The organism is Savagea serpentis (genome assembly GCF_015351395.1).
In the GTDB taxonomy this organism is placed as follows: domain Bacteria; phylum Bacillota; class Bacilli; order Bacillales_A; family Planococcaceae; genus Savagea; species Savagea serpentis.
Map to the genome: position 1 here is coordinate 126,981 of NZ_JADKPV010000004.1, position 22,218 is coordinate 149,198.

Below are 22,218 nucleotides of genomic sequence, written 5' to 3' on the forward strand. Positions count from 1 at the left end.
AAACCCAACAAGAAAAATGCCCGTTGCAACAAGCGCAATATGACCGATACAAAACTTCGGATACATTTTACTTTCGACATCTTCCACCGAATCTGTCTTCTTTACTTTACAAGACGTACAAAATAGTTTTCTTTTCATCTTAGCCACGAATTGCTGCTTGAATGCCTTCTGGGTCGAATCCAATCACCCAACGACCGTTAATTTCAGTTTGTGGCACACCCATTTGCCCTGTCGTTGCCACGAGACGCTGACCTGCTGCTGGGTCCATTTGTACGTTCACTTCATCATATGCGATTCCTTGTTCATCTAAATAGTTTGTTAACATCGTGCAATATGGGCATGTTGATGTTGTATATACTGTTGCTTTCATCATTATCCACTCCTTTAAATCATTTTCTATCTTTATTTTATACCCCTGTAGGTATTAAATCAATGAATTTGCTCATCTTTTTTATCTTTTCGCCTCAAAATAGTTGCATTTTTAAATAAAATCACTTATTGTTGTACTAAGGAAACTTTGTTGTACTCAAGAAAGTTTCTAAAAATGAATTGGAGGTGACCTTCATTGTCAACATTCACATTGCCGGACTTACCGTATGCAGTAGATGCGCTAGACCCGTACATTGATGCACGGACTTTAGAGATTCACCACGGTAAGCACCACGCAACGTATGTCAACAATTTAAACGCTGCGATTGAAAATCACGAACAGCTAAAAAGTCAGTCGATTGAACAAATCTTATCGGACTTGCAAGCTGTTCCAGAAGATATTCGTACGGCAGTTCAAAATAATGGTGGTGGCCATTATTGCCATACGTTGTTCTGGGAGTCGATGAGCCCAAATGGTGGGGGCGAACCGACAGCCGATATTAAAACTGCAATCGAACGTCGCTTCAATACGTTTGACCAGTTCCAAGACTTGCTTTCAACTGCGGCAATTAGCCGATTTGGAAGCGGATATGGTTGGCTTGTCTTGAACAAAGAAGGAGAACTCGAAGTGATGAGCACTGCGAATCAAGATACTCCTTTAAAAGATGAGAAGACTCCTCTTCTCGTCATCGATGTTTGGGAACATGCTTACTATTTAAAGTATCAAAATCGTCGTCCTGAATTCGTAACCAATTGGTGGAATACGGTCAATTGGGACGTCGTCAATGAACGTTTACTCAAAGCGCAACAACGCTAACAACGTTCATTACCTCCCCTTATGATTCACGTTATAAATATCCTACATTTTGATATCCTTGCGGTGGCGGCCGCAAGGATCTTTTTTTGCTTAAAAAAATGTCGAGCGATATCGCTCGACATCTACTAATTAAAACCAGACAATCCACGCGAGCACAGCCGCTAAAATCATGCGGTAAATCGCGAAAGGCTTTAATTTTACTTTTGAAATTAATTGCAAGAAGAAACGAATCGCAAGTAACGAGAATACAAAGGCACTAATGAAACCTGCCACATAAAAACCTAAGTGGTCCATCGACATATGTTCCCAGTTTTTCAACACGGATACGAGACTCGCTCCGGCCATAATCGGCACCGCCATAATGAATGTAAAGTCCGCAGCTGTACGGTGATTCATACCGAGAAGAACCCCTCCTGAAATCGTCGCACCTGAACGTGAAAACCCTGGCCATAACGATAAACATTGCACGAGACCGACAGCGAACGCTTGGCGATATGAAATTTGATCTAAGCTTTGTACGGGGGGATTTTTCGAACCGAACTTATCCGCCGCTAACATTAAAATCGCTCCTGCGACAAGCGCATAAATGACCGTCTCGATTCCAAATAAATGATCATCGATAAAATCCTTTAATGCGAAACCGATCACAACAGCTGGCAGCATCCCGATGATGACATGAAGTAAATTAAAACGTTCACTCATCTTTTGATTACCTTCACTGTATAAACCTACTAAACTGAATAGCCTTTTCCAGAAGACGACGACAACTGCAAGAATCGACCCTAGCTGAATCACAATTTTAAATGTATTCGCCGAATATTCTCCGAGAAATTCTTCTGACTTCAGCCACATTTCATCCACGATAATTAAATGCCCCGTCGAAGATACTGGCGCGAATTCTGTCAATCCCTCTACAAGACCTAAAATAATTGCTTTTAAAATTTGAATCCATTCGATAGACATAATCTACGCTCTTTTCCTAATATTTTTTCTACTATTCTCACTGTACTAAAACTTTTTTTGAAGTGCAATGCTCATCTCCATCAATTGAATAGAACGTATTTCAGAAAAAAATGTTTCAACTTTAATATTTCTTCAAAAGAACGATAATCTTAATTTCTTCCTATTAATATATACCTACTACCTGTGTGATTTTAGTTGCTAATTTTCCATATAAGGGTATACTATTGTTATTATATATCATGATAAGAGGAGCTGGATGACATGAGTTCACTTAGACCAAAATTACATATCGAGCAGCTGTTTGAGCGCGGTACAGACCAAGATCTACAGAGTCGATTCCAAAAGATTTTACATTATAATTCTTTTAATACGCAAAATTTAAATGAGCTTAAAGACCTGTATGAACGTATTGCGGGCGAGCGCCCAAATCTCGTGCAATTGTTCGAGCGTTTTTTTAGTGAGATTAATCCACAAGCTGCTCGTTCTATCCCTACCACAGCAATCGAAGAGTACGTACATAACTTCTTTAATGCCGAACGTGATGACGTTTATTTTAGGCAAGTTTTATCCTTCTTTACAAGCTTGCACCGATATAAATTTGAAGCTGGAGAGACGATTGTCGTCTTCAACCAATTTTCTTTCTACGTCTCCACTCATATTTTACATCACCTCGGCATGCGCCCAAAACGTGCGATGGCGATGTTACAGTCATTCCAATCAGCAGTCAATATTGACCAACAAATTTTAGTGAATACGTTCCAAGAACGTGTCGTCAATAATGTCGTTGCGGATATTTCAGTGCTTGTTGACAAAAATGCTAAAATTATGTTCATGAAAGACTTAATTTTTAATTTAGACAAACAATCCGATGAAATTCAATCATCAACTGCTGCAACAGAGCAAATTACCGCTTCTATCGTCGAAGTCGCACAATCTTCCACACGAATCTCCGAAAAAACTGCGGATTCTGTCGAATATGCAACGAATAGTAAAAAAACGATTGAAAATACATTGGATGAAATTTTCAAAACAGAAGAAACATTTGGAGCGATCGTTAACACATTTGGTGAACTTCAAAAGCGCGTCAACGATATTGAAAATGTCGTCACGCTCATCAATGAAATCGCGGCTCAAACGAACTTACTCGCATTAAATGCTTCTATTGAAGCAGCTCGTGCAGGCGAACACGGCCGAGGATTCGCTGTTGTCGCACAAGAAGTGCGTAACTTAGCGGAAAATACAGTTTCTGCTTTAAGTGAAGTGTCTGACAACGTAAAACATTTGAAATCATACTCCAATAATGTGTCAGAATCTATTCAAGAAACAACGACGATTATTTCCAAAGCAACAGAAGAAGCGAAAGAATCTTTACCATTGTTAACAGCAATCGTTGAAGCAATTGAGGAAATTAATGTAGATGTCACAAATACAGCAGCTATTTCAGAACAGCAAGCTGCCTCTATAGACGAAGTCTCTAATCGAATGGTTGAAATGACGCACTTACAAGAAGATATCCGAAACTACGGAGAAAGCACCTCTGAAGCGATTTATGATTTAAGTTTAGCAATTAATGACTTCCGTACAAAAGTGATCGATGAAAACAATGTACATTTATCATCCGAAGCATTGCTACAACTTTCTAAAGCAGATCATATTTTATGGAAATGGAAAATTTACAATATGTTCCTCGGTTTGGAAGACGTCGACCCAAATGAAATCGCGGGACATAAAGATTGTCGCCTCGGAAAATGGTATTTTGCCGCTTATACAAAAGAACGTCTCGGACACTTACAAGCATATCGTGACTTAGATGAGCATCATGCAGATGTCCATGAATGCGCTCGTAAAGCTGCGACCGAATTCCGTGATGGAAATATTTCTCAAGCTGAAAAAGCTTTGGAACGCATCGAGACCGCTTCTAATGAAGTACTTCATCTACTCGATGAATTAATCGACTATATTCATAACGAACAGAAATAAACTAAAACGACGCTCATTTAAAATTTATAAATGAGCGTCGTTTTTTTATACAGATAGAAAGAGTATTTTATTGTTTCATTCCAACTTGATCGAACACAATTTTACGTAGTTCTGCTTTTAAAAACTTTCCGACTGATGTTTTTGGTAACTCATCCATAAACAAAATTTCATCTGGCATCCACCAAGATGCGAAACGTTCACGTAATCCATCATACAAGCGTTGTTTTGTTTCTTCATTCGCCTCATATCCATCTTTCAATACGACACTTGCAATCGGGCGCTCTTGCCATTTCGGATGTGGTACTGCGACAACTGCTGCTTCATACACACCTTCTAAACTCATTAAAGCATTCTCTAAGTCGACAGAAGAAATCCATTCTCCTCCGCTCTTAATGAGATCGCCGACACGGTCCATAATTTTAATATAGCCTTCTTTCGTGTAAACTGCGATATCTCCAGTACGTAACCAGCCATCTTCAAAAGCTTCTTCAGAGCGTGCATCTTTATAATACTCGTCTGTAATCCAAGGACCACGAAGCATTAATTCACCCATCGTTTCTCCATCCCAAGGAACATGTCCATGTTCGTTTACGATTTTCGTTTGAACACCTGGTATTGGAATTCCTTGTGTCGCACGAAGGTCAATTTTCTCTTCTTCGCTATAATTTTCTACTTCTGATGTGTAGCGTGAAACACTAACGACTGGCGACGTTTCTGTCATTCCATAAATCGAAATGTATTTCACTCCAAGATCTTGATATGCTTTAATCAAACCTCTCGGAGAAGCAGATCCTCCTACGAATACGCGATCTAAAGAGGAAAGGTCACGTGGCTTTTCTTCTTGCTCTTTTAACACCGATAACCAAACTGTCGGAACACCCGCTGTAAAAGTAACCCCTTCACTCTCGATTAAATCAATCAACAATTCCGGTGTGAAATTCGGTCCTGGCAATACTTGAGACGAACCGAATAATACCGATGTAAACGGCAATCCCCACGCATTAACGTGGAACATCGGTACGACTGGCATGACGACATCTCGTTCAGAAATACCAAAACTGTCGACTAATCCAGAGGCGAAACTATGTAAGTATAAACCTCGATGTGAATAGACGACTCCTTTCGGCATACCTGTCGTCGCGCTTGTATAACACATGCCCGCTGCACTATTCTCATCAATATCTGTCGGGAATTCATATTCGCTCGATGCATTCGCTAACACGGTTTCATAATCGTGCATCGATTCAAAGTTTGCATTCGGAATGACTGAATCATCACTCATAATGACGATGTGGCGAACCGTCTTTAATTCTGGAATGAGGGGTTCGATAATTGAGAATAAATTATCGTCTACAAATAACACTTCATCTTCCGCGTGATTCACGATATGGATAATATGTTCTGGAGAGAGCCGAATATTGATCATATGTAATACGGCACCTACACTCGGAACAGCAAAATATAGTTCTAAATGACGATGGTGATTCCATGCGAAAGAACCGACTTTCATGCCTCTTTCTACTCCAAGCCCGTCCAATACATTCGCTAAACGACGTGTTCGATCAGCGAAATCTGCGTATGTTAAACGATGAATAATATCTGGGGACGTTCGCGAAACTATCTTTTTATGTGGGAAGTGAGTTTCCGCACGCGTAATAAAAGATGATAATAACATTGGGATTTGCATCATAATAAATCGCTTCCTTTCTGATTCTATGTTATTAGTAAACTGAAATTATTATTAATTTACCATAGTTTGCAAATTAAAGAAAGCGTTTTCAGTTTTTATTTGAAATGTTTGACAATTGAAAAGTCTGGGTACATAATAAAAGAAACTACTTATTGATTAAAGTAGAATATTTCAAACTAAAGGAGAGATATGTATGACTATTACTCACAAAAACTACCCGAGCCGTGACGACTTCACTGTTAAAATGGTAGACCCTATCACACAGGAAGTGTATATTGCCGAAGAGTTGCCTTTAGCTGATCCATCTGATTCTAACAACGTAGACACATTCCGTGCCAATGCTGATGTTCGTGAAGTGTAAAAGCGAGTGATTCGATTTTTTCGTCTCACTCGCTTTTTGGTTTTACTAATTGATGATTAAATGCATACACGACGGCTTGTGTACGATCACGCACGCCCAATTTAGATAAAATATTGCTCACATGAGTTTTCACTGTTTTTAAACCGATATATAGTTCGTCTGCAATTTGTTGGTTTGTTAGTCCTTCTGCTAGCAATAATAATACATCCATTTCGCGAGTCGTTAATTGCTCATGAGATAGAGCATCCGCCATTCGCATCTGTTTCATCATGCGAGCGGCTACTTCTGGTTCAAGGACGGTGTCACCTACATACGTTTGACGAATCGCATCCGCAATGCGTGAAGCATTCGATGTTTTTAAAATATAACTCGATGCTCCCGCTTCAAGTGCCGGATATAATTTATCATCGTCTAAAAAACTCGTCACGATAATAATTTTCGCTTCTGGCCATTGTTTTATAATATCGGCTGTCGCTTCAGCTCCACTTTTTTTCGGCATGACCATGTCCATTAAAATGATGTCTGGACGTAAAGCGAGCGCTTTAGTAACTGCTTCTTCCCCATTTTCCGCTTCACCGACGACTTCCATATCTTGTTGTAATTTCAAATACGTACTCACACCGATTCGAACCATCTCATGATCGTCTACTAATAGTATGCGTATCATCAACTCGTCCTCCCTCTTCTAAAGGTAATTTCACTTCAACAATCGTCCCTTGTGAAGGCACAGAAACAATTTTATATTGTGCGCCAATTTCAATCGCGCGTTCTTTTACATTTTGTAAACCGTAGGATCCGCTTCGTTCAGAGTCTTGTGCAAACCCTACCCCATTATCTTGAATGCGTAAAATCGCTAAATGATCGCGTTCTACAAATAAAATATGGACTTCTGTCGCTTTCGAATGACGCAATGTATTCGATAAAGTTTCTTGTGCAATACGGAAAAGATGATCTTCTTCTCCTTTTTGTAAGGGGACATCCTCTAACTCGTATGTAATATCGAACATGACCTTTTGCTTTAATTCCATTAAAAGCTGTTCCATCCCTTCTTTAAACGTATGGTTATGGAGAGCTGCTGGGCGCAAATGAAGAAGTAAAGCACGCATTTCAAGTTGTGCTTGTTGGACGATATTTTCAACTTGGCGTAACATATCATCCTCTTCACTCGTTTCAACCATAGCAGACAGTAACATCGATGCTGCAAACAGTTGTTGACTCACGGAATCATGCAATTCTCTCGCTAAACGTTGGCGCTCTTGAATGAGCTGTTCTTCAATCATTTTTTCATCCGCTTCTGCCCGTTCATTCGTCGCTTTTTGCAAACTTTTTCGTTGGTCTTCTAGCAAGACGAACAACCCGTCAATTTCATGTTGTAAAGCACGATGTGAAATGTGAGAGCGCGTCCCTTCTTTCATTTGGCGCAAAGTTTCGATCATTTCTCGTTCTAATTTATCGGAAGTGAATGCTGTTACAATCACTGCGCTAATCAATAAAGAAAATAGGGCAAACAAAGCAAGAATAGGGAGTTCAAATAATTCCTCCTCTATCAATTCCTCCAAAAAATATACCCCAAACTGTTTCCAACTCGTTAAAGAGTCTCGATATGCTAACGTATACACCATTGTCGTACAAATCGTGAAGAAAATCGTTAAAGTGAATGTCCTACCGAACCATTTCATTTACGAATCACCTCTAAATCTCCAAAGGCGACATATACTGAAATAATCAACTGTGCACTATCGGTTCTTTTGCCATCGTATAAATCTTTCATCTGCAATGTTTCATTCACGAGACGTTGTTTTTCGTAATCAAATAATTTCGCTTCCCCTAATAATGATGAAAAATGAATACGGACGGGAATTTCATAGGGGACAATGACTTTCACCTTTCCAAATGATTGACGTACTGAAATAAAACTCGTCGATTTTGGCAAAACGGTCTGAGTAACATCGATTGTCATATCGCCATAAAAGCTCGTAGCATGAACGTCTTCCCATTCGTAAGAAGTAAAGGGACTCGCTTGAAAAGAAAACCATTTATTTTTCCATATCCCATTCGGTGTTTCCGAAACCTTTTCGCGCAATGGACGGAATAAGTGCTCCGTCGTCTCCCCTCTCATTAAATGAGTGACGACCCATAAAACAAATACAATGATAATGAAACGCAAACTCCACATCGAAAAAGAAGTGAGCAATAACATGACGAGACCGCTATACAACGAGAGCTTGCGATATTTCGTCAAACCGACATAGACGAGAAAGCTTCCCAGGAAGAAGAAAACGAACGAGCTTTGAGAAAAATAAAATAAATCGATTAAAATGAGCGTTATCGCTCCGACCCCGAGTAATGTCATTTGTCGCGTCGTCATATTTTGCCCTCCTTGTCATTCCTATTAGTTTAACACGAAAAGTGAGACCATCGCTGCTCTCACTTTCGTTTTTTTATTTTAACAATGCTTCTAAACGTTCTTCTAAATCGGTCACTTGTTTTCGCTGTTGATGTCCATCTGTTAACACTTCTGTCAGTTGATCGACTGTTTCGACTTTTGGATGGAGTAATTCCTCCATATTGCGTTCTGCACGAATACTATTTTCGCGGCTCATCAACTGCATTTGACGCAGACGCATATCTTCAATTTTATGCTGCATCGTCGCATATTGTCGTTCAAGATGAGCATGTTCTTTTTTCGCTTCTTCTACAACTTGAACCAATTGCGCTGTACGATTTTCAAATTGAGTTTTTTCTGCTTCTGCAAATAAAATTAATTCTTCCTCTTGCAATTCGAGCGCTTTTTCTAATTGTAACGTACGCTTACCTAACATCAATTCGGCTTGTTCGAGTTCGTCTTCAAGCTGTTTCACGAGGCGTGATTGTCGGCGCAACAAACCTGCGACGACTTCCGTTTTTTCCTCCGCCTGTTCTAAATACATATTTAATGTTTTCACTGGGTTTTCTTCTTCTTTTTGATCTAACCATTCATGTAAATCCGATTGCACCGTATATTTCAGTCGATTCCATAATGCTTTCATATTGAATTCCTCCTAGTTTTTCATCAATTTATCCCATTCTTTTTCAAAGTTTTCAAATGGATCTGCTTCTACTACTTGTTGTGCAGGTTCTTCTCGTTTCCCATTGCGATACAACATGTAAAGACCGATGACCGCAAGCAAGCCGATGAACGCCGGAATGTTCGATACCGTAATGACGACCGCTACGAAGACAATCGAGCCCCACCACAATTTTGCAATCGTTGAGTCTGTTTTCATAAATGCTTTTAAACTCATTAATGCGACGAATGCTGTAAAGGCGAGCGCCAGTAACGGAAGAACATTCGTTAACACAACAAGTCCTAAAACGAATGCAACCCCAAATAATATCAATGTCATCATATGTTTTCCTCCTCGTTATTCTTGTTATCTTTATTATAAAAAAGAACGCTCATTTTCAATACGGTCTTACAGTTGAATTTAGCTCCGCCTTAAGACGGATTATGCGATAGATTGTTCTACTTTACTGCTCCCGGGGTGTACTGCTCGTGCCATTCCCTTAGGAGTAGCCACCTTCGACTCCAATCAGCGAAGTATGTTTGGTCACCAAAAAAGCCAATTCGTTCTATCTCGAACAAATTGGCTTTTATGTTAAATCAAAGGTAATGTGACGCTCACTTTAAATAAATCACCGTCTAACGTAATCTCCATCTCTCCACCATGCATATCGACGATCGATTGCGCAATGGCGAGACCGAGTCCAGAACCTTCTGTATTTCGCGCTTCGTCTCCTCGTTTGAAGCGTTCAAACAACTCTTCCACATTCGCATCGAGCTCATATTTCGAAATGTTGCGTACGACAAAACGTGCAACGTGTTCTTCTTTTTCTAAATCGATGTAAATACGCGTTCCAGGAAGGGAGTACTTCAACGCATTCGATACTAAATTATCGATCACTCGCCAAAATCGTTCGCCATCTACTTTCGTAATAATCGGCTGTTCCGGGAGTCTCGTCACAATTTCAAAATTCGACTGTTGGAATTCTTCATTGCGTTCTGCGAGTACTTGTTGAACGAGTTGCGTGACGTCCAATGTCGTTTTATGCAATTCCATATTGCCACTCGCCATTTTCGACACTTCAAACAAGTCTTCAATAAGCACTTTTAAACGTTCTGACTTTTTATCGATGACATCCACATATTTTTGACGGTCTTCTTCCGATAAATTCGGTTGTTTCAACAAATCCGTATACGTGATGATCGATGTTAACGGCGTTCGTAAATCGTGGCTCACATTCGTAATGAGCTCTGTTTTTAAACGTTCACTTTTCGCTTGTTCGGTAACCGAAATTTTCACACCTTCTTGCAAATTGTTTAAGTGCTCGGCATGTTTCGCGATGGGCGACTTTCCTTCAATCGGAATTTCTGTCAATTCACCTTGCGCAATTTTTTCTGTCGACTTAAAGACGCGATTTAAATAGCCGAAGCGTCGAACGAAAATGTATAGCGCAGGCAATCCTAAAAATACAACAGCCATCATGTAAAAAATGATTAAAAATGGTTCATATGCGACGAATACCCACCCTAAACCAGCTAAGAAAAAACCGATGAGTAAAATGAACATTTGAACGCCAATCGAGCGGTGTAAAAAAGCGTCGCGACAAGAAAGGAAAAAGCGTGCAGTCATCGTTTCTTTCCACTCTTCTAACGTCCACTCCTCTTGGTACACTTGACGAATTAATGTTAAGAGCATTGAAAAAAGGACGTATAACAACACCCAAAGAATGAGCATGTTTTTGCTGAGGTGAATGAGTTTCCAAAACAACTCCCAATACCCGAAGCTTCTTCCGTACAAATATAAACTGTATCCGATATGATACTCCGCGATACGCAATGCAATAAATGATACAATCACAGCGAGTCCGATTCGGAAATCGAGCGGAATTTGTTCGTAACGTTTTAACCAATTGGATGATTTTAATGAACGTAAACGATGTTGTTTCCATTGTTGCATGAGCGCACCGACGGAAATTATGCCCAATACGATGACGCTGAAATAAATGAATTGATTCCAACGAAATTGATTGCTGCTCGCATAAAATGCACTCGTCTCTGGTAAAGGTTCTTTCAAGTCGATACTTCCAACAAATCGTTGCTCTAAAGAGAGTTTATTCGATTCGGGATCTACTGCTGTTTCTCCTTCTCCATTCAATCGATGAGGCATATTGACATAATTTTGAACCGAGACGATGAACGGTTTATTTTTTGTAAATACTTCTCCGTTTGCCGCTGTCTCATCTGGCTCTAAATTTGTATATTCTTCTCCCGTTTCGATCGCTGTTAATTGATAAAGTATCGCATCATCCAAATCGTAACGAGAATGTGTTCGAATTTCATTAATCTCTCTTATTATTTCTTTCGCTCGTTCACGTTTTATTTTATTTGCGACATACTCCTCGTCACGAAAATTACGTTCGATGTCTGCGAGTTTTGCTTCCATCTCTTCTCGTAATTGATCCGCTTTTTGTCCTTCTGCTTGTGCGATACTCGTTTCATAACGTTCACGAATCGAATCGAGTTGCTCGTCTAACATGCCGTAACGATGACGATATTCTTCAATATCTCCTTCCGAAACATCGATCAATGTCATCCATTGTGCTTCTGTATAATTCGGCAATAGTTGTTTTTCAATGACGGTTTTTTGTTCATGATACGCTTCTTTAAATTCATTCGTCTGTTGATAATTACTATGCCAATATGTTGAACCGTTGCGCAATACGAATAAAAAAGCGACAAGAATAATCGTGACGAGCGCGCTATATTTCCACATTTGTTTTTTCATAAATTCATACTCCCTTTCATAATCGCCCCAATATATGTCGCGACTTCAAATGTTTTCGTAAACCATGTGCTACAAAGATTTATAATGAAAGGAAAAGTATAAATGAGACTGACAAATGCGATGGCTAAACCGAACCACTGTTCACCTTTACTTATCAATTTTGTACCCAATTCCCCACACAACCTTTACGTACCGCGGATTTTTAGGGTCCGCTTCAATTTTTTCTCTTATTTTCCGAATGTGGACCGCGACGACATTGTCCGCATTGTACGCTTCTTCTTCCCAAACGCGTTCGTAAATTTCATTGATCGAAAAAACACGTCCAGGATGACGCATAAGCAAGCTCGTAATTTTAAATTCGATCGGCGTCAATTTGACAGGCTTACCATCGACACTCACTTCCTTCGTTTCATCATTCAAAAGCAAGCCATCGATTTGAAGCACACCTTCTTCTCTTTCGTACGTTCCAAGCGTGACGTAACGGCGCAATTGTGATTTCACACGCGCCATTAATTCAAGTGGATGAAATGGCTTCGTCACATAATCATCCGCTCCGACGGACAAACCGTGAATTTTATCGGTATCTTCTGACTTTGCGCTCAGCATGATAATCGGGATATTTTGTTGTTCGCGAATTTTAAATGTCGCTGTAATTCCGTCCATATTTGGCATCATAATATCTAAAATTAATAAATGTACTTCATGATTTTCTAATAACTGGAGTGCCTCGACACCATCTGCTGCTTTTAGTACGTGATACCCTTCATTATGTAAATAAATTTCAATACCATCTCGAATATCTTGATCGTCATCTGCGACGAGTATTGTTAGTTCTTTCATATTAATCACCTTTTCCTTATCTTTATTATAAGAGGGATGTCTTAATAAACACCTCTTGCAATTCTGAAGAAATTATTAAGTTCTTTCTTATTATCGTCTACTCTTTTGAATGATGTACGAAAACGATTCGATATGCTAAAATCATAATTACTTTTAAGTAGAGAAAGGAATTATTATGAAACTTAGAACACTTGTGATCAATGCGATTATCGCTGGTATTTATGCAACAGTGAGCATCGTCATTTTACCGCTTTCTTTCGGTGCTTTACAATTTCGGATTGGGGAAATGCTCAATCATTTAATTGTTTTTGATAAGCGTTATTTCTTTGGAATTATCGTCGGAGTTTTTATCGCCAATTTATTTTCTGCTTTCGGTTTGATCGATGTCGTGTTTGGGGTGCTTCATACAGCGCTCGCACTTGGACTGACAACACTTGTAGCACGCTTCATTAAAACACGATGGAAGCTCATGTTATTTAACTCTTTCATTTTCTCAGCGCTCATGTGGATCATTGCACTCGTCATTATGGCAGGAGGTTCATTCTCCATCGAAGTCTTTTTTATCACATGGGCCGGATTGTTTTTCACGGAGTTTTTCGTCATGACATTAGCGATTCCGCTCTGGCAATCGATGAATTCACGCTTGAAGCTTGATACTTTATTAGATGAAGGGAAGTGAAGAAAGTGTATGTCACCGTTGAAGTCATTGCAGAAGAACTCGGCATGCCACCGAAGCAAGTGGAAAAATACATTTTTGAGGGGAAAATTCGAGCGGTCGATGATGGCACGCAATTACTCGTCAACCGCGAACAATTCAACCTGTATTTCGAACAGCTCGAACAAATGAAACAAAAAATTGCGGACTATTGGAGCGAACCGCTCCCACCTGACCGCGATATTAAAGATGAAGATTAAAAAACCACCCTTTTCAGTTTTATTTATACTGAAAAGGGTGGTTTTGCATTATGCAGAAACGATTTCTGCTTTCGGTCCATCTTCTTTCCCGCGTTTCATTTGAACGAGGAGAAGTGCGATAAAAATCGCAAGTCCGATTCCATCTGATGCAAGTCCTGGATAAATTAACATTAATCCGCTAATCGCGGCAAGGAATCGTTCATAACCTTTTAATTTTACATACCAGAAACCGATCATTCCTGCACCGATTCCAATCATCCCGATGATTGCTGTCGCTAAAATGAATGATACTTCTAAAATTGTCGTATCAATCATGAGCAACTGCGGTTGTAAAACGAACATGTACGGAATGATGAAAGCGGCGATTGCTAGCTTCGCTGCGTTAAATCCGGTCTTTATCGGGTCACCTTTCGATATCCCGGTCGCAGCAAAGGCGGCAAGTGCCACAGGTGGCGTAATGTCCGCTACAATTCCGAAGTAGAAGACGAACATGTGCATCGCCAATACTGGAATTTCAATCGGTAAAGCCGCGTTTAATGCAAAGAGCGCAGGTAATGCAATTGTAGATGTAATGATATAGTTCGCTGTCGTCGGCGATCCCATTCCTAAAATGAGGGATGTGATCATCGTAAAGACGAGCGTTAACATTAATTGCATTTGGATATTTGTCGACATCGCTTCTGCTAATCCGACGAGACTATTGCCCATTTTTAAACCGAGTCCTGTTTTCGTTACGACACCGACGATAATTCCCGCTGTCGCTGTTGCAGCTGCGACACCGAGTGCCGTTTTCGCACCGGAGACGAGCGCATCAATAATTCCACGGAATCCGATGCGTGTTTCTTTCAAGAACATACTGACGATAATTGTCGATAAAATACCGTACAATGCAACACGTTCAATACTCATGCCACCATTATACAATAAAATAATAATGACGAAGATCGGTAACAGTAAGTGAATTTTCTTTAATACTGTTTTGGCCTTCGGAATTTGATCTTCCGGCAAACCGAGCAAGCCGAGACGCTTCGCTTCAAAATGCGTCATAATCCAAATTCCCGCAAAATATAAAATCGCTGGAATGAGTGCTGCTTTTGCGATATTCCAATAACTTTCTCCCGCAAATTCAATCATTAAAAACGCTGCCGCTCCCATAATGGGTGGCATAATTTGTCCACCTGTTGACGCGGCAGCTTCTACTGCCCCTGCGAAATTTTTATGGTAGCCGAGACGTTTCATCATCGGAATCGTATAAGAACCTGTTGTCACGGTATTCGCGACAGAACTTCCCGAAATCGTTCCTTGCAACGCACTTGAGAAAATCGCAACTTTCGCTGGCCCACCGATACGGCGTCCTGCGATTGTGATCGCTAAATCGTTAAAGTAATTTCCGACTCCTGTTTGAACGAGGAATGCTCCGAACAGTAAAAATAAGAAAATATAAGTAGAAGATACTTTAAGCGGTACCCCTAAAATTCCATCTGTCGTAAAGAACATCACGTCGACTAATTGACGGAATGTTAAACCACGGTGTGCGAGTGAGCCCGGTAAATAAGAACCGTACACCGCATAAGCGATAAATACTAAAGCGATAATCGTAATTGGCAAACCAACTGCACGACGAGACGCTTCTAAAACGAGTAAAATCGCAATTCCTCCGATAATGAATTGAACGTCCGAAATGCCTCCGATTTTTTGTACGAGCGTTTCGTAGTATAACGGCCAATAACTACAGACGATTAATGCAAGTGCCGCTAACACCCAGTCCAACGCAGAGATACGATTCTTCGGTCCATTTTTACGCGCAGGATAAAGTAAGAAAATAAGAACGAGTGCGAATCCTAAATGAACTGTTCTTTGGATGAATGCCGTATATTGTCCGAACGCTCCCGTGTACAATTGGAACATTGAAAATGCGATTAATGTTCCGAACACAATCCATGCGACAACACCTGATAAATTACGCGTATTCGATTCTGTATCATACTGCTCTAATAATTTTTGGCGTTCTTCTTCAGTCAATTCATCCGTTTCTTCTAATGAATTATTTTGTTTCGATTGATCTTTCGTCATTGCATCTCCACTCCTCTCCATAATTGCCATAATGATAATGTTTGGATTGATACTTTATACCAATCTCCTGGAACAAAATAATCGTTAAACTTTAATTCAAATTGTTCTTCCCCTTGTCGCTTCACGACGAGACGATGATTGGAAACTGTTTTTCCATTGCGAATATTCATCGAATCAAAATACACATCGTTTACGTAAAGATGATGCATCCCATCTTTATATTCGTAACGCTCCCCTTCATGGACTTCCGCAGGCATACCGATACCATATTGCGAAAACTGAATCATCGTTTGTTCAATTTGTTGATTTTTTATAACATACGATTCTGTCACATCCGTTAAATGTATGGAATGAACGAATATAATATCGAATGCATCGCCATTTTCTATCGGTAAATAAGCGATTGGTTCCTCCGTACGGCCTTGTTCGAATAGTAGAACTTGTTTCCACGGAATAAATAAACTGATCGCGAATGAGATTAATACGACGAGTAAGAGACCGATGATTTTTTTCATAATTTCACAACCTAATTGAAGAAAAAAAGAGCCGGATCCGTCAGCTTACCGACACCGGCCCTTCTTTCATTACTTGTTTACTTCATCAAAATACTTTTGTGCTCCTGGGTGAACGTCAATACCAACACCGTCTAAAGCCGTTTTTCCATCGATAAACTTCGCTTTATCGTGCGCGATTTTATCTGTGTTTTCATATAACGCTTTCGTCATATCGTATACGACATCTTCTGGTAAATCACGTGATACAACGAGCATTGCCATTACTGCAACTGTCGTTACGTCTTCTTTCAAGCCGTACGTTCCTTCTTCAATGACGTCTTTTGCGTAGTATGGATACTTCGCTACGAGCTCGTCAATTTTTGCTTCATCCATCGGAAGAATGACAACTTCAGCAGATGCTTTTAATTCTTCAACAGCCCCTGTTGGCGTTCCTGCTGTGATGAAAGCCGCATCGATGTTACCGTCTTGAATACCGCCTGCTGATTCACCGAAGTCTAAATATTGTGCGTCGATATCTTTTTCAATATCGATACCATGTAATTCTAAAATTTGTTGTGCGTTAATAAATGTTCCTGAACCTGGTGCTCCAACCGATACTTTCTTACCTTTTAAGTCTTCGATTGACGTAATCCCTGATTTGCCCACTGTTACAATTTGGATGGTCTCTGGGTAGAGGGCTCCAAGGCCGACAACATTTTTAACTGGCTTGCCGTCGAATGCATTAATGCCTTCTTCTGCATATGTTGCTACGTCTGTTTGGGCGAATGCGATTTCCGCATCTCCTGCTTCCACTGACATAATATTATCTGCAGACGCGTTTGAAGATACTGCATCTGTTTGAATACCTGTTTCATCTGAAATAACTTTTGCAATACCGCCACCGAGTGGGTAGTAAGTTCCGCTCGTGCCACCTGTTAATAAACTCATAAACTTCGGTTTGTCGGCAGATCCTGCTTCATTATTTTCTTCGCCTTTTTCATTTTCTTTTGCTGGCTTGTCATCTCCCCCACACGCTACGAGAACGACCGTTAGCATAGCCAACAGAAATGCGAATAATAGTGATTTTTTGTTCATAAATAATTCTCCTCCCTATCGCTATCCAATTTTTTGAAATTAGACATTATACACTATTATCATCAACTATTTAACGTTATTTTGCAAGCGCTTTCTAAGCTTTTTGCAAAAAAATAATGTTTATTCTCTCTTTTCTGTTTCTTTTATTCTTCTTTTGATTTACCTCTTTAAATTATCCATTTATTCAACTGCGACTTAAAATTATGACTTTATACCTTATGTCTATATGAGAAAGACATTTATTGACTTTTCTAAAAGTTCCCATTTATTTTATTTTTTCAATCGAACTGTTCTTTTACTTTTTTTATGCGATAATCGATTAACACTATCTATAATAGGAGGGGTCTTATGTTTTTTATGGAATCAAAACGGATTGGAACCGTGATTGTTGGAGCTTTATTAGTCGCGATGGGGTTGAACTTCTTCTTAATTAATGCAAATGTCTATTCAAGTGGGTTCGCTGGTGTCGCACAATTAATTTCTACAGTCGCGCAGCAATTTTTAGGCCTCAATTGGGGTACTGGTTTATTACTGCTCGTCCTCAATATTCCTGTATTAATTTTAGGTTGGTTTAAAGTAGGGAAAGGATTTACCATTTACAGTATTATTTCCGTCGGCTTTACGACGTTTTTCTTAGAAATTCTCCCTGTTATTTCTTTAACAGATGATATTATTTTAAATGCGGTGGCTGGAGGTACATTAATCGGTGTCGGTATCGGTATTACGATGAAATTAGGCGCCTCTACAGGCGGTATGGATATCGTTGTCATGTTGCTTGCACGCAGCAAAGATCGTCCAGTCGGTATGTATTTCTTTACGATGAATGCAGTCATCGTCTTTTGCGCAGGGTTATTGTTTGAACCTGCAAATGCACTCTATACGATGGTCGGTTTGTATTTAACATCGAAAGTAATCGATGCAATTCATACGAGTCATGAAAAACTCACCGTCTTCATCATTACAGAAAACGGAGAAGCGTTGCAAAAAGCGATTCATGAACGCATGGTGCGTGGGATTACAGTGATGCCTGCAATGGGTGCTTATACGAAGCGAGAAAAAGATATGCTTTACCTCGTCGTCACACGTTATGAACTGTACGACTTAGAGCAAATTATTAAAGAAATCGATCCATTCGCTTTCACAAATGTTGTCCAAACGGTCAATGTGTTCGGCTTCTTCCGAAAAGAAGGCGAAAGCTTGCAAGAAATGGAAGCTAGACGATACGCTCAAAGCTAAAAAAGCGCTACGACTTTTACAGTCGCAGCGCTTTTCTTTTATTTCGATGTTGCTTTTTCGATCGCTTGATCTAAGTCAGCGATAATATCTTCAACCGATTCTAAACCGATGGATAAACGGATTAATTCTTCTGGAACTCCCGCTTTTTTCAAATCTTCTTCTGATAATTGTTGGTGAGTTGTCGATGCTGGGTGAATGATCAATGACTTCGCATCTCCTACGTTTGCTACGTGTGAGAAAATTTCTACGTTATCGATGACGTCACGTCCTGCATCGCGTCCTCCTTTAATACCGAAGACGACGATTGAACCGTAACCATTTTTCAAATATTTTTTCGCTAAGTCATGAGATGGGTGATCTTCAAGACCTGGATATGTGACCCACTCGACTTGCGGATGATTTTGTAAGTGCTTCGCTACTTTCAATGCGTTTTCGTTATGACGGTCAACGCGTAAGTGTAACGTTTCAAGTCCTTGTAAGAAGTTGAACGCACTGTCTGGATCGAGCGCTGGACCGAAGTCACGTAACAATTGAACGCGCAATTTCGTTGCGAATGCCGCTTGGGGTACGTCTACTCCATAACGGATACCGTGGTAAGAAGCATCTGGTTCTGTAAAGTATGGGAAACGTCCTTGCGTCCAGTCAAACTTCCCTGCATCAACAACGACCCCACCGATTGTCGTACCGTGTCCGCCGATCCATTTTGTCGCGGAATGGATGACGACGTCCGCTCCGTACTCAATTGGATTTAAGCCGTATGGTGAAGGGAATGTATTGTCTACGAGCAATGGTAAACCATTGTCATGTGCAATTTTTGCGATCGCTTCGATATCGAGAACGTGAAGTCCAGGGTTACCGATCGTTTCAGCGAAAATCGCACGCGTCTTATCTGTAATTGCCGCTTCGTACGCTTTCGGGTCCGTAACGTCCACTAATTTCACTGTAATGCCGTAGCGTGGAAGTGTCGTTACGAACAAGTTATATGTCCCTCCGTACAAGTTGCTCGCTGCGATAATTTCGTCTCCTGCACTCGCAATATTTAAAATTGAAAACGCGATCGCTGCCATTCCTGAAGAAAGAGCAACTGCTGCCGTTCCACCTTCTGCTTGTGCAACGCGGTCTTCAAAGACGCCCACTGTTGGGTTCATAATACGTGTATATATGTTACCCGCCTCTTTTAAAGCAAATAAGTCTTGTGCATGTTGTGAGTTTTTAAATACGTAAGATGTCGTGCGGTGAATCGGAACAGCACGTGATCCTGTATTTGGGTCTGGTTCTTGTCCTGCGTGAAGTAAAATTGTTTCTTTGCCATAGTTTTTTGTCATTGAAATTCCCTCCTAGTCATTGATGGAACGAGCTTTGGGGAGATTCAATCTAAATTGAAAACCCCCTTCTCAAAATAAGAAGAGGGTTGTAAGTTCTGTTAGCCTCCCCTTATCTTCCAGGTAGTCAAACCTGTAGGAAGTAGCACCTTTGTGAAATTTCACCGGTTGCCGGGCATCATAGGGCCTAGTCCCTCCGCCTCTCTGGATAAGAGTGTTATTATGTCGTTTTCCATCTTGTGACATAGTATATAATTAAACCTTTTCGAAAGTCAAGAGAAAGTATAAAATATTTTGAATATTGTTTTTCCTTCTCGCAATCACTCTTTATTTAGTATACTAGGAAAAAAAGGAGGGCGATTTTGTTGATCGTGTGGAGCTGTCTTTCAATAGCGATTGGTTATTTATTCGGATCCTTGCACGGCTCAGTACTTGCAAGCCGACTATCTGGACGGAATTTAAAAGAGCTCGGAACGAAAAATGCGGGTGCTTCAAACGCTTTTATTGAACTCGGAAAAGGTTACGGTATGTTAGTCGCTATCGTCGATATTTCAAAAGGTGCCATCGCGATTGGCACGATGGCTATCTTGCTACATCAATTTTCTTCTGTTGAACCGAATTCATTATTTTTCTTATATATTCTTACAGGAACATTTGCCGTCATCGGTCATAACTTCCCCATTTGGATGAAATTTAATGGCGGAAAAGGGACAGCGACGATGATTGGCATGATGCTCGCGCTCGATTGGCATTGGGGCTTATTTGCACTCATCACTTTTCTCATCATCACATGGTTGACCGATTATATCGTGATTGGTGGACTTATGCTTTATCTCGTTTTGATTGTCGAAACGTTGACAAAGCATTCTGTCATGAGCTTTTGGGTCGCTCTCGGACTACTAGCCGTGATGATTTATCAACATCGCGAAAACTTTGAACGCATCCATTTAAAAACAGAAAAGCGCGTGTCTGCTGCCTTTCGCTCAAAATAGAAATCGTCCGCCTCACGAATTTCGTGGTGCGGACGATTTTTTAAGAGTGGTGTACGGCACAACGGTTCGGGCCAATCTCTAACTCTTGCCATTCTTCTACTGTCGTTTCTTCCATACCTCGATTGAGCTCTACAATGCGTTCGAAGTTCGGCGGCTTCACTGAACTTGCTGAACGTTCTACTTGTGATAAAAACTCTTCTTTTGATGCTTCAAACATTTTCTCATTTTGCTGACGAATTGCGCCTAACGTATTCCCGATATAGCGACTTTCATTCAATTCGGTTTTTAAATCAGCATAATGTCCTGGTAAGACGATGACATCATCTGCAATTTGAGCAACTTTCGATTGAACGGTATCGAATAAGTCTTCCGCCCATTCACGCACTTTATTCCCTAAATCCGGGCGACCGAGACCGCTAACGAAAATCGTGTCTCCTGAAAAGAGCAAACGATCATTGACGAAAAATGAAACACTTCCTGGTGTATGTCCAGGTGTTTTCACTGCGAGCACTTCTAACTTTACTTGCTCAAAGCGAATTTCATCATGATTTTCTAAAGGCTCAAACTCAAATACTGCCCCTTCACTTTTCATAATGTAATAATGTGCTCCCGTTTCATCCGCTAACATACGTCCTCCTGAAATATGATCTGCATGTAAATGTGAGTCAACGATATGTGTAATGTGAGCGCCACGCTCTTTTGCGAAATTCATGTACACATCTGTAAAGCGTGCTGGGTCAACGACGAGTGCTTCCTCCCCTGAAATGACCATGTATGAGAGACAACCTTTTCCGATACGGATAAATTGGTAAACGTCGACATCATCATCTTCATACACTTTTACAGGGGCTAACTCTTCACTCCACGTTTGCATACCACCTTGTAAATAAGAAACATCATAGCCCAATGGTTCTAGCAATTCCGCTGCGTAAACGGACGAAATCTCTTTCGCGCATACGACGAGAATCGGACGGTCTTTCGGAAGTTCTTCAATATGTGCCTCCGGGTTTTCTTTCATCTCGCTGTAAGGTACGTTGTACGAGCATACTTCTGGACCTTCTATTTTCCAATCAGCGAACGCATCGCGCGAGCGCACGTCTAATATACAAATTTCTTCTCTATTTAAAATCGCTTCCGCCACTTCCGTAGCAGTTCTCGGTTGTACTGTCATGAACAATTCCTCCGTTCCTTATTTTCATTATCATATCGAGCGTATTTTCACTCGTCAACTAACGTGTTTATC

At 40.4% G+C, this 22,218-nt stretch carries 22 protein-coding genes and 1 riboswitch; of the genes, 7 read left to right on the forward strand and 15 right to left on the reverse strand.

Features of this window, described 5'->3' with window-relative positions; genetic code table 11:
• Nucleotides 1–139: 139 nt before the first annotated feature.
• The gene (locus IRY55_RS09065) at nt 140–373 is read right to left on the reverse strand and encodes a glutaredoxin family protein (protein WP_194562993.1); all 234 of its coding nucleotides are present in this window, start codon (nt 371–373) and stop codon (nt 140–142) included.
• Between the two features lie 192 nt (nt 374–565).
• On the opposite strand from IRY55_RS09065, the gene IRY55_RS09070 reads away from it, so the two are divergent.
• Nucleotides 566–1,186 carry a superoxide dismutase gene (locus IRY55_RS09070; RefSeq protein WP_194562994.1) on the forward strand — a complete coding sequence of 207 codons (621 nt, stop codon included), beginning with the start codon at nt 566–568 and terminating at the stop codon, nt 1,184–1,186.
• A 129-nt stretch (nt 1,187–1,315) separates the two neighbouring features.
• Here the strand turns inward: IRY55_RS09070 and IRY55_RS09075 are convergent, their stop codons facing one another.
• A complete protein-coding gene (locus IRY55_RS09075) occupies nt 1,316–2,149 on the reverse strand; it encodes an undecaprenyl-diphosphate phosphatase (protein ID WP_194562995.1) in 834 nt (277 codons plus the stop codon).
• Between the two features lie 261 nt (nt 2,150–2,410).
• Between IRY55_RS09075 and IRY55_RS09080 the strand changes: the two genes are divergently transcribed.
• Nucleotides 2,411–4,129, forward strand: a complete 1,719-nt coding sequence (locus tag IRY55_RS09080; protein ID WP_194562996.1) for a globin-coupled sensor protein — start codon at nt 2,411–2,413, stop codon at nt 4,127–4,129.
• Nucleotides 4,130–4,196: 67 nt separating this feature from the next.
• On the opposite strand, the gene IRY55_RS09085 is transcribed toward IRY55_RS09080, so the two are convergent.
• Entirely contained in the window at nt 4,197–5,819 is a 1,623-nt protein-coding gene (locus IRY55_RS09085) for a long-chain fatty acid--CoA ligase (protein WP_194562997.1), read from the reverse strand.
• Between the two features lie 193 nt (nt 5,820–6,012).
• Here IRY55_RS09085 and IRY55_RS09090 point away from each other — a divergent pair, with 193 nt between their 5' ends.
• The gene (locus IRY55_RS09090; protein ID WP_194562998.1) at nt 6,013–6,180 is read left to right on the forward strand and encodes a hypothetical protein; all 168 of its coding nucleotides are present in this window, start codon (nt 6,013–6,015) and stop codon (nt 6,178–6,180) included.
• Between the two features lie 25 nt (nt 6,181–6,205).
• On the opposite strand, the gene IRY55_RS09095 is transcribed toward IRY55_RS09090, so the two are convergent.
• The 7 genes from IRY55_RS09095 to IRY55_RS09125 all read right to left on the reverse strand — a co-directional run bounded on the left by IRY55_RS09095 (nt 6,206) and on the right by IRY55_RS09125 (nt 12,848).
• The gene (locus IRY55_RS09095) at nt 6,206–6,847 is read right to left on the reverse strand and encodes a response regulator (RefSeq protein ID WP_194562999.1); all 642 of its coding nucleotides are present in this window, start codon (nt 6,845–6,847) and stop codon (nt 6,206–6,208) included.
• Nucleotides 6,816–7,859, reverse strand: coding sequence for a sensor histidine kinase (locus IRY55_RS09100; protein ID WP_194563000.1), 1,044 nt, complete (start codon nt 7,857–7,859; stop codon nt 6,816–6,818). The genes IRY55_RS09095 and IRY55_RS09100 overlap by 32 nt, the downstream gene beginning before the upstream one ends.
• Nucleotides 7,856–8,548: a cell wall-active antibiotics response protein LiaF gene (gene liaF / locus IRY55_RS09105; RefSeq protein WP_194563001.1), complete on the reverse strand. Its 693-nt coding sequence runs from the start codon at nt 8,546–8,548 to the stop codon at nt 7,856–7,858. The genes IRY55_RS09100 and liaF overlap by 4 nt, the downstream gene beginning before the upstream one ends.
• Nucleotides 8,549–8,621: 73 nt before the next feature.
• Nucleotides 8,622–9,209, reverse strand: coding sequence for a PspA/IM30 family protein (locus IRY55_RS09110; RefSeq protein WP_194563002.1), 588 nt, complete (start codon nt 9,207–9,209; stop codon nt 8,622–8,624).
• Between the two features lie 12 nt (nt 9,210–9,221).
• Entirely contained in the window at nt 9,222–9,569 is a 348-nt protein-coding gene (locus tag IRY55_RS09115) for a lmo0954 family membrane protein (protein ID WP_194563003.1), read from the reverse strand.
• Between the two features lie 249 nt (nt 9,570–9,818).
• On the reverse strand, nt 9,819–12,008 hold the full coding sequence (locus IRY55_RS09120) for a sensor histidine kinase (protein ID WP_194563004.1): 2,190 nt from the start codon (nt 12,006–12,008) through the stop codon (nt 9,819–9,821).
• Between the two features lie 147 nt (nt 12,009–12,155).
• The gene (locus IRY55_RS09125) at nt 12,156–12,848 is read right to left on the reverse strand and encodes a response regulator transcription factor (protein ID WP_194563005.1); all 693 of its coding nucleotides are present in this window, start codon (nt 12,846–12,848) and stop codon (nt 12,156–12,158) included.
• Between the two features lie 175 nt (nt 12,849–13,023).
• Between IRY55_RS09125 and IRY55_RS09130 the strand changes: the two genes are divergently transcribed.
• Both IRY55_RS09130 and IRY55_RS09135 read left to right on the forward strand, forming a co-directional pair.
• Entirely contained in the window at nt 13,024–13,527 is a 504-nt protein-coding gene (locus IRY55_RS09130; protein WP_194563006.1) for a QueT transporter family protein, read from the forward strand.
• Nucleotides 13,524–13,763 (forward strand): MerR family transcriptional regulator, encoded by a 240-nt coding sequence (locus IRY55_RS09135; RefSeq protein ID WP_408015160.1) that lies wholly within the window; start codon nt 13,524–13,526, stop codon nt 13,761–13,763. The genes IRY55_RS09130 and IRY55_RS09135 overlap by 4 nt, the downstream gene beginning before the upstream one ends.
• 48 nt (nt 13,764–13,811) lie before the next feature.
• Here the strand turns inward: IRY55_RS09135 and IRY55_RS09140 are convergent, their stop codons facing one another.
• The 3 genes from IRY55_RS09140 to IRY55_RS09150 form a co-directional block, all read right to left on the reverse strand.
• On the reverse strand, nt 13,812–15,836 hold the full coding sequence (locus IRY55_RS09140) for a TRAP transporter permease (protein WP_194563007.1): 2,025 nt from the start codon (nt 15,834–15,836) through the stop codon (nt 13,812–13,814).
• Complete coding sequence (locus IRY55_RS09145; protein ID WP_194563008.1) at nt 15,833–16,351, reverse strand: DUF1850 domain-containing protein; 519 nt, start codon at nt 16,349–16,351, stop codon at nt 15,833–15,835. Before IRY55_RS09145 ends, IRY55_RS09140 begins: the two co-directional genes overlap by 4 nt.
• A 69-nt stretch (nt 16,352–16,420) precedes the next feature.
• Nucleotides 16,421–17,425: a TAXI family TRAP transporter solute-binding subunit gene (locus IRY55_RS09150; protein WP_194563009.1), complete on the reverse strand. Its 1,005-nt coding sequence runs from the start codon at nt 17,423–17,425 to the stop codon at nt 16,421–16,423.
• 348 nt (nt 17,426–17,773) lie between these two features.
• Here IRY55_RS09150 and IRY55_RS09155 point away from each other — a divergent pair, with 348 nt between their 5' ends.
• Nucleotides 17,774–18,661, forward strand: a complete 888-nt coding sequence (locus IRY55_RS09155) for a YitT family protein (RefSeq protein ID WP_194563010.1) — start codon at nt 17,774–17,776, stop codon at nt 18,659–18,661.
• Nucleotides 18,662–18,699: 38 nt separating this feature from the next.
• Here the strand turns inward: IRY55_RS09155 and IRY55_RS09160 are convergent, their stop codons facing one another.
• The gene (locus IRY55_RS09160) at nt 18,700–19,986 is read right to left on the reverse strand and encodes an O-acetylhomoserine aminocarboxypropyltransferase/cysteine synthase family protein (protein ID WP_194563011.1); all 1,287 of its coding nucleotides are present in this window, start codon (nt 19,984–19,986) and stop codon (nt 18,700–18,702) included.
• Between the two features lie 106 nt (nt 19,987–20,092).
• Nucleotides 20,093–20,198, reverse strand: a riboswitch (SAM riboswitch).
• Between the two features lie 156 nt (nt 20,199–20,354).
• Here IRY55_RS09160 and IRY55_RS09165 point away from each other — a divergent pair.
• On the forward strand, nt 20,355–20,975 hold the full coding sequence (locus tag IRY55_RS09165; RefSeq protein WP_328799648.1) for a glycerol-3-phosphate acyltransferase: 621 nt from the start codon (nt 20,355–20,357) through the stop codon (nt 20,973–20,975).
• A 40-nt stretch (nt 20,976–21,015) separates the two neighbouring features.
• Here IRY55_RS09165 and IRY55_RS09170 read toward each other — a convergent pair whose 3' ends face one another.
• A complete protein-coding gene (locus tag IRY55_RS09170; protein ID WP_194563013.1) occupies nt 21,016–22,146 on the reverse strand; it encodes an MBL fold metallo-hydrolase in 1,131 nt (376 codons plus the stop codon).
• Nucleotides 22,147–22,218 lie beyond the last annotated feature (72 nt).